Consider the following 8,042-nt stretch of genomic DNA (forward strand, 5'->3'; position numbering starts at 1 on the left):
TACTGAATTTCAGATTCATACGCACAGCGTCGACAAGGACGAGATCATACTTTCCGGCCGGAACAGAGAGGGAAGCAGCCTGCTGAGAGCTTCCTGCGGTACGGGGTATTGGTTACCACCTTTGAGCATTCGTTTTGACCCGGGACTCCCGATAGAAACGGACGGCAGCCGCCGTTATCGGCTGAACGAAGCGGGCTTTGGCCCGGAACAAGGGTGGAACCACGTCGGCACACGTCCCTTCTGATTTTCGAATCAGAGGGCGTGTGCTTTTTTTTGTGCTTGATCATGCAGACATTCTTAAAGGAGGAATACGACGATGGCAGAAATTCAGCTGACTTTTCCAGACGGAGCCGTAAAGGCATTTGAGGCTGGTATAACGACCGAGGACGTGGCCCAGTCTATATCACCGGGTCTGCGTAAAAATGCGCTTGCCGGCAAATGGAACGGAGAAGAAATTGATTTGCGCACCCCCATTCAGGAGAGCGGAGACATTGAGATTATTACGTATCAGTCCGATGAAGGGCTTCATATCCTCCGGCACAGCACAGCGCATCTGCTGGCTCAGGCTGTAAAGCGGCTCTATGGCGACGTGCAGCTCGGCGTTGGACCGGTGATCGAGGAAGGGTTTTACTACGATATCGATGTAGACGAACCGATTACGAGTGAAGACTTGCCGAAGATCGAAAAAGAAATGAAGAAGATTATCGACGAGAATCATGAAATTAAGCGCGTCGAAGTCTCCCGTGAAGAGGCGATCGAGCGCTATAAAGAAATCGGGGATGAGCTGAAGCTTGAGCTGTTGGAAGAGATCCCGGCTGGTGAAACGATCTCGATTTATGAACAGGGAGAATTCTTCGACCTCTGCCGGGGTGTGCACGTTCCGCAGACGTCCAAGCTGAAGAAATTTAAGCTGATGCAGGTGAACGGAGCTTACTGGCGCGGCGACAGCAATAATAAAATGCTGCAGCGCATTTACGGAACTGCTTTTGTGAAGCAGCAGGAAGTCGATGATTACCTGCAGCTGCTGGAAGAGCGCAAAGAGCGCGATCATCGTAAACTCGGGAAGGAGCTTGGGATCTTCGCAGTCAATCAGAAAGTAGGACAGGGACTTCCGCTCTGGCTGCCGAACGGCGCGACAATCCGCCGCATCGTGGAACGTTACATCGTCGATATCGAAGAAAAGCTCGGCTATAATCACGTGTACACGCCGGTGCTTGGAAGTGTTGATTTGTATAAAACGTCCGGCCACTGGGATCACTATCAGGACGACATGTTTCCGGTGATGGAAATGGACGGCGAGGACCTCGTGCTGCGTCCGATGAACTGTCCGCACCATATGATGGTGTACAAAAATGATAAGCACAGCTACCGCAATCTGCCGCTGCGGATTGCAGAGCTCGGTACGATGCACCGGCATGAGATGTCAGGCGCGCTTGCAGGTTTGCAGCGCGTAAGAGCGATGACGCTGAACGATGCGCATATTTTCTGCCGTCCGGATCAGCTGAAAGAGGAATTCATCCGTGTGGTGGAGCTGATTCAGGCAGTTTACAGCGACTTCGGCATCAATGACTATTATTTCCGGCTGTCTTACCGTGATAAGGAAAACACGGAGAAATACGTGGACAATGACGAGATGTGGGAAAAAGCGCAGGACATGCTCAAGGAAGCGGTCGATGACATGGGTGTAGAGTATGTGGAAGCAGAAGGAGAAGCAGCCTTTTACGGACCAAAGCTTGACGTTCAGGTCAAGACAGCGCTCGGAAAGGACGAAACGCTCTCCACTGTGCAGCTTGACTTCCACTTGCCGGAGCGCTTTGATCTGACGTATACAGGTGAAGACGGCAAAGACCACCGTCCGGTTGTGATCCACCGAGGCGTCGTATCCACAATGGAACGGTTCATTGCGTTTTTGATCGAAGAATACAAGGGCGCATTTCCAGCGTGGCTTGCACCTGTGCAGGTAAAAGCTATTCCGGTAAGCGAGGTGCATCTCGACTACGTCAAGCAGGTGGAAGACCGCCTGAGGCGTGAAGGAGTGCGGGTAGAGATCGATACGCGGGACGAAAAACTCGGCTACAAAATCCGCGATGCTCAAATGAAGAAAATTCCGTATCTGCTCGTGCTCGGCGATAAGGAAATTGAAAGCAGCGGCGTCAACGTCCGCCGCTACGGACAGAAAGAAACCGAGGAAATGAGCCTCGAAGATTTTGCAGCTCACATGAAGCAGGCGATTAACGATAAATCGAAGTAACAGATGCAGTTGACAGGAGCGGACGTACCTGATAGAGTGTACTGGTGAACAATATACGGACTCCAAAGCAAGAAGAAGCGCCCGCTTCTCACCTGTTTCGTCATCAGTACGTTCAGGTTATCGTGGACTTATTTTACGATAGGTGAAGTGTGGGCGAAGTATGCCCACGCTTTTTTTATGCTTTCACGACGTGTGAAAGCTCTTGCTTTGCTCCGAGACATTATGGAGGTGGCTCAATATTAGTAAGGATATGTTCGTCAACGAAAATATTCGTGCCCGTGAAGTTCGTCTGATTGGTGCAAACGGCGATCAGATCGGTGTGAAATCCAAGCAGGAAGCATTGGACATGGCCCGCAATGCAGATCTTGACCTTGTGATGGTAGCGCCGAACGCAAAGCCGCCTGTATGCCGCATTATGGACTACGGTAAATATCGCTTCGAGCAACAAAAGAAAGACAAAGAAGCGCGCAAGAAGCAGAAAATCATTAACTTGAAAGAAGTTCGACTCAGCCCGAACATCGAAGAGCATGATTTCAACACAAAGCTTCGCAATGCACGAAAGTTTCTTGAAAAAGGCGATAAAGTAAAGGCTGCGATCCGTTTCCGCGGACGTGCCATTACGCATTCCGAACTCGGCCGCAAAGTTCTTGTCCGTCTTGCCGATGAGTGTAAAGACCTTGCGACAATTGAACAGAAGCCGAAGATGGAAGGACGCAGCATGTTTCTCGTGCTTGCGCCAAATAAAGAGAACGAAAAATAGAGCGACGGCCTGTGATTCAGCCCACGACCGTTTCCGCTTCACCTTAAGACAACAACGATTTTTATAGCAGGAAAGGATGTTTGACCATGCCAAAGATGAAGACGCACAGCGGTGCATCAAAACGTTTTAAAAGAACAGGTTCCGGCAAGCTTAAGCGCAGCCACGGCTACACAAGCCACCTGGCGGCAAACAAGTCCCAGAAGCAGAAGCGTAAGCTCCGTAAATCTGCTCTCGTCTCTAAAGGCGACCAGAAGCGCATCAACGAGCTCGTAAAGTAAAGAACAGATAACGGCAGCTGCCGAGGCAGCCCGTGAAACTATATCATTTGAGGAGGGATTACGATGGCTCGAGTAAAAGGCGGATATGTATCCCGTCGTCGTCGTAAAAGAGTATTAAAATTAGCGAAAGGTTATTACGGTTCCAAACACCGTCTGTTCCGCGTCGCGCAGGACCAGGTGATGAAATCTCACCTGTATGCATACCGTGACCGCCGTCAGAAGAAGCGTGACTTCCGTCAGCTGTGGATCACACGAATCAACGCGGCAGCCCGCATGAATGGTCTTTCCTACAGCCGTCTGATGCATGGTCTGAAGACAGCAGGAATCGATATGAACCGTAAAATGCTCGCTGATATCGCAATCAACGACGAGCAGGCGTTTGCAGATCTTGCTGCAAAAGCAAAAGAAAACCTGAAGTAATGTAACAGTCGGCTGCCCCGCACTTATGCCGGGCAGCCTTTTTTCATGGCTGCTTGCCGAGCGGCTTGCATGAATTATAACGATGGAGGCAGTGTGGATGATAACAGCAGCAGTCTACTATATAGTCGTCAACGCGGCTGGAGCTGCGTTGTTTGCAGCGGATAAGCGAAAGGCCCGGCTTGGAAAGTGGCGGATTCAGGAAAAGACGCTGCTGCTTTGGGCATTTGCCGGAGCAGCGCCCTTGATGATTCTGACGGGCAGGCTTATTCGGCACAAAACGCGTACGCTTGTTTTTCGAGCCGGCATGCCGGCTGCTGTCCTGATCCATGCTGGATTCTGGATTTGGATGCTGATGTAAAAGGAGTCTGGTATCGTGGAAGAACTGGAAACGACGATCTTTCAAGTCATTGAACAGGCAGGGTGGCTTGCACCGCTTATTTTTGTGCTGCTGCATCTGTTCCGGCCATTCCTGTTTCTTCCGGTCGTCATCGTCTGTATGGCAGGCGGGTACTTTTTCGGATTCGTGCAGGGCAGCTTGTACTCAATTGCAGGACTCGCCTTAATGTCTGCAGCTTTCTATGCTGTTGTACAGAAGCTGCCCCGTTTTCGGGAACGGGTCGCCCGGTTGAAAAAGAAAGTGTTTCACGACAGGCAGATGACAGTCGGTCAGGTCATGATTTTGCGCATGCTGCCGTTTGTTCATTTTCATCTGCTTTCGCTGTACCTGATGGAAATGACTAGCAATTTCAGAAGTTATATGACGTACAGTGTGCTTGGTATCATTCTTCCGGCCATGCTGTTTACCGGCTTCGGTCATATCCTTGTGGAACTGTCATGGGTTTATGCCCTGCCGATACTCGGTCTTCTGGCAGCAGCTTTTTTCTATTTAGGCCGTCGGGAAGAACGGCCTGACCCTATACGTCCGTCACCGAGCAGAGCTGGGTAACGACAGATGAATCTTCCGCAGCAGTAAACGTGTACGATTAGCTTCATATTTCCTGGGATGGGCACCGTGCGGGTTTTCCCTGAGTGGTGCCTGAGTGAAAAAACATCATTGAAGCTGTCTTCGTTCATGGCTTCATAAACAGCTAGTTTATTGAATCCACTGCGAGCTTTGAACGATACGTTTATAAGCATAAGAAAAAGATACAGCCAAAAGGCTCTCACCTGTTTATCAGGTGAGAGCCTTTTCTGCGATATAAAAGCTGTTCCGTGTGAAGAACGGTTAATTAGTTTGTTTCTGTTTCTTACGGAGACGTTTAATGATATCGTGCACCGGCAGTCCCCATTCTATTTCCGCTTTCGGATAGCGGACGAGAATTTCTTTTTCCATCGTTTCAAAATCAGCAAGCGTCATGCCGCGCAGTTCATCCAGATTTTCAGCCTGTATCACGATCGTTGTCACTTCGACTGACTGGTCCGCCGTTCCTAAAAATTTTTCCCCTTCAAACAAAGCGCCCTGGGTCGTAATGAACAAATGGCGCCGTACGTTCTCCGGATCGTCGAGCACATAAAAATCATGGCTGCGCCGGGCCCTTTCGAGTCTGCGGCTGGGATCGGTAATATATTTAATGATACTGAAGGCGATGATTCCGACAGCGATAAGCAGGAAAAGCCGAAAAAGAATTACGGTCATCATGGTAATCTCTCCTTCTCTCAAGGTCGTACCAGGGTATCTGTTTCTATCGTACACGCCAGATGAATTGAACGTAAAGAAATAGCTCTTGTTATGTTACGATAGAGCATGCAGGAAGGTTTCACAATGCAGTTATTTTCCTGATAGAAGACATGTGAAATGCTCTTATAAATGTTGCTGATAACGAAAAGGAGAAGATACCAATGGACTTGCAGGCGTTATTTACACACCAGCAGAAGCTGGACAGCTATATCGAAGAGAAACGCCAAGTGAAGGCAGAGGATGTATTTGAAGAAAAACTGCTGGCCTTTTCTGTGGAAGCGGGCGAATTGGCCAATGAAGTGAGAAGCTTCAAGTTCTGGAGCAGCCGCGGCCCTTCTGAAGACAGCGTCATTTTAGAAGAATACGTAGACGGTCTGCATTTTCTGCTGTCGATCGGAAATACGCTCGCACTCTCACCGGAAGCCGATGCGGTGGATCTGGAGCAGGACAAGGCGGATGAGAAAGAACAGACCGCTGCATTTCTTGAGCTGTTTGCAGCCGTCTCCCTGCTGCGAATCGAACCTTCTGCTGAAACGTACGGGGCGCTGTTCTCAGCCTATTTGAGTCTGGCTGGACTCCTTGGCTATACGTGGGAGGATGTTACCCATGCGTACGCGCAAAAGAATGAGGAAAATTACAATCGCCAGCAAAACGGTTATTAATTCGACAGACGAAGGAATTGAGACACAGACAGAAAAACGCTATACTGAACAGGAGTACATATTACTGCAATAGAGGAGGATGATCGATCATGGATGAAATGCTCAGCATGCTCAAAGATCTGACAGACGCTAACGGGGTTCCCGGCAACGAACGCGAGCCGCGTGACGTGATGAAACGCTACATCGAACCGTTCGCAGATGAGGTGGAAACAGATCAGCTTGGAAGCCTGATTGCGAAAAAGCACGGCTCTGTTCAAAACGGACCGAAGATTATGGTGGCAGGTCACCTGGATGAAATTGGATTTATGATTACGAATATCGACGACAACGGCTTCCTGAAGTTCCAGTGCGTCGGCGGATGGTGGGAGCAGGTCATGCTTGCCCAGCGGGTGACGGTGATGACAAAGGATGGCAGCATCCCTGGTGTTATCGGATCCAAGCCCCCGCACATTCTTCCTGCAGAGGCGCGAAAGAAATCGGTTGATAAAAAAGAAATGTTTATCGATATCGGTGCCAAGGACAAAGAAGAAGCAGCGTCCTTCGGCGTGCGTCCCGGTGACTCCGTCGTACCGGTCTGCGACTTTACTGTTATGAAAAATGAGAAGTATTTGATGGCGAAAGCGTGGGATAACCGAATCGGCTGCGCGATCGCGATTGAAGTGCTGCGCAGGCTGAAAGACGAAGACCACCCGAATACGGTCTACGGCGTTGGAACGGTTCAGGAAGAAGTCGGTCTCCGGGGAGCGAAAACATCTGCTAATCAGATCCAGCCGGATATCGGGTTTGGCGTAGATGTGGGTATCGCCGGCGACACACCAGGTGTATCGGATAAGGATGCCCTCGCTAAAATGGGTGACGGTCCGCAGATCATCGTGTATGATGCATCCATGATTTCGCATAAAGGACTGCGTGACTTCGTTACGGATACAGCAGACGCTGCAGACATTCCGTATCAGTTTGATTCAGTACCAGGCGGTGGTACGGATTCCGGAGCGATTCATTTAACGGCTAACGGTGTACCTGCTTTATCTATCACGATCGCAACACGCTACATTCACACGCATGCCGGTATCCTGCACCGGGATGACTTCGAGAATGCGGTAAAACTGATCGTGGAAGTGATTAAAAAACTTGACCGCGACACTGTCGACAGCATTACGTTTTCCTGATAAGCGTGTTCAGAAGGGGCTGTCTCAAAAGCCCTTTATGAAACAAAAAAAGCGGTGCCGGATGTGTCCGGTTCCGCTTTTTTTGGAATGAAATGAGAAAAAGACAAAAAAACAGCAGAAAGCCGAGCGGCTCCCGGCCACTTTCAGGAGGTTGTGGGCTGCGGCGAGCAGCCCGACCTCCAGGGTGACCTTCTCGAGGCCACGGAGGTGAAAGCGGCGGAACGACCGATTGCCCTTGATCTGCCCGAACACGCTTTCGACCTCGTTTTTTCGTTTCGCGTAGGTCGCTGCGCCCTCGGGAGACCAAAGGAAGGCTCTGGCTTTGGCTTTTTCTTCTTCGTAGGTCGGGTTCCACAATACCTGCCGGTTTCCTTCTGCTTTCGTACAGAAGGCTTTGATCGGACAATCCGAACAGTCTTCACTTTCGTACCGTTTAAAATCCCGGCGGTAGCCGGTGATGGGATCGGTCCGGCTGGTGTATCCCCGGAACGTGACCCGCCGGTTGTTCGGACAACGGAACCAGTCGTTCGTTTCGTCGTAGTCCCAGTTCTGGACCTTGTCGATGCGTTTCGTAAACGAGGGTTTCGTTTCGGCAGCCAGGGTGTTGTACGGAATCAAAAACGGGTTCTCTGCCTGGAGAGGCGCCTCTTCCAGAAGATACGTATAGGTTGGCTCACTGCCATAGCCGGCATCCGCTGCGAGCTGCTTGGGAAACGGCAGGGACCAGGAGCGGAGAAGCTCCAGGTGCGGGATCAGGCAGCGGGTATCCGTCGGGCGCTGATGCACCGAATAGCCGAGCACAAATTGATTTTCCGTGCCCATCT

At 50.5% G+C, this 8,042-nt stretch carries 10 protein-coding genes and 1 other annotated feature; of the genes, 8 read left to right on the forward strand and 2 right to left on the reverse strand.

What is annotated here, in order from left to right; genetic code table 11:
* The first annotated feature begins 316 nt into the window (after window positions 1-316).
* The 6 genes from thrS to HCN83_RS05530 all read left to right on the forward strand — a co-directional run bounded on the left by thrS (window position 317) and on the right by HCN83_RS05530 (window position 4,655).
* A complete protein-coding gene (gene thrS / locus HCN83_RS05505; protein ID WP_168005321.1) occupies window positions 317-2,251 on the forward strand; it encodes a threonine--tRNA ligase in 1,935 nt (644 codons plus the stop codon).
* Window positions 2,252-2,314: 63 nt separating this feature from the next.
* Window positions 2,315-2,433 (forward strand) — a sequence feature (ribosomal protein L20 leader region).
* A 68-nt stretch (window positions 2,434-2,501) separates the two neighbouring features.
* Entirely contained in the window at window positions 2,502-3,011 is a 510-nt protein-coding gene (gene infC, locus HCN83_RS05510) for a translation initiation factor IF-3 (protein ID WP_168005322.1), read from the forward strand.
* Window positions 3,012-3,097: 86 nt separating this feature from the next.
* A complete protein-coding gene (gene rpmI / locus HCN83_RS05515) occupies window positions 3,098-3,289 on the forward strand; it encodes a 50S ribosomal protein L35 (RefSeq protein WP_168005323.1) in 192 nt (63 codons plus the stop codon).
* Window positions 3,290-3,352: 63 nt separating this feature from the next.
* Window positions 3,353-3,709 carry a 50S ribosomal protein L20 gene (gene rplT, locus HCN83_RS05520; RefSeq protein ID WP_168005324.1) on the forward strand — a complete coding sequence of 119 codons (357 nt, stop codon included), beginning with the start codon at window positions 3,353-3,355 and terminating at the stop codon, window positions 3,707-3,709.
* A gap of 97 nt (window positions 3,710-3,806) precedes the next feature.
* Window positions 3,807-4,067 carry a DUF1294 domain-containing protein gene (locus HCN83_RS05525; RefSeq protein ID WP_168005325.1) on the forward strand — a complete coding sequence of 87 codons (261 nt, stop codon included), beginning with the start codon at window positions 3,807-3,809 and terminating at the stop codon, window positions 4,065-4,067.
* A gap of 15 nt (window positions 4,068-4,082) precedes the next feature.
* Window positions 4,083-4,655: a VTT domain-containing protein gene (locus HCN83_RS05530; protein ID WP_168005326.1), complete on the forward strand. Its 573-nt coding sequence runs from the start codon at window positions 4,083-4,085 to the stop codon at window positions 4,653-4,655.
* Between the two features lie 279 nt (window positions 4,656-4,934).
* Here HCN83_RS05530 and HCN83_RS05535 read toward each other — a convergent pair whose 3' ends face one another.
* Entirely contained in the window at window positions 4,935-5,348 is a 414-nt protein-coding gene (locus HCN83_RS05535) for a sigma-w pathway protein ysdB (protein WP_246238097.1), read from the reverse strand.
* 200 nt (window positions 5,349-5,548) lie between these two features.
* Here HCN83_RS05535 and HCN83_RS05540 point away from each other — a divergent pair, with 200 nt between their 5' ends.
* Entirely contained in the window at window positions 5,549-6,049 is a 501-nt protein-coding gene (locus HCN83_RS05540; RefSeq protein ID WP_168005327.1) for a dUTP diphosphatase, read from the forward strand.
* Window positions 6,050-6,138: 89 nt separating this feature from the next.
* Window positions 6,139-7,218: a M42 family metallopeptidase gene (locus tag HCN83_RS05545; RefSeq protein WP_168005328.1), complete on the forward strand. Its 1,080-nt coding sequence runs from the start codon at window positions 6,139-6,141 to the stop codon at window positions 7,216-7,218.
* A 24-nt stretch (window positions 7,219-7,242) separates the two neighbouring features.
* On the opposite strand, the gene HCN83_RS05550 is transcribed toward HCN83_RS05545, so the two are convergent.
* The coding region (locus tag HCN83_RS05550) for a transposase (protein ID WP_168005329.1) at window positions 7,243-8,042 on the reverse strand (800 nt) is incomplete at its 5' end.

It is taken from the genome of Alkalicoccus luteus (assembly GCF_012034335.1).
Taxonomy (GTDB): Bacteria; Bacillota; Bacilli; order Bacillales; family Salisediminibacteriaceae; genus Alkalicoccus; species Alkalicoccus luteus_A.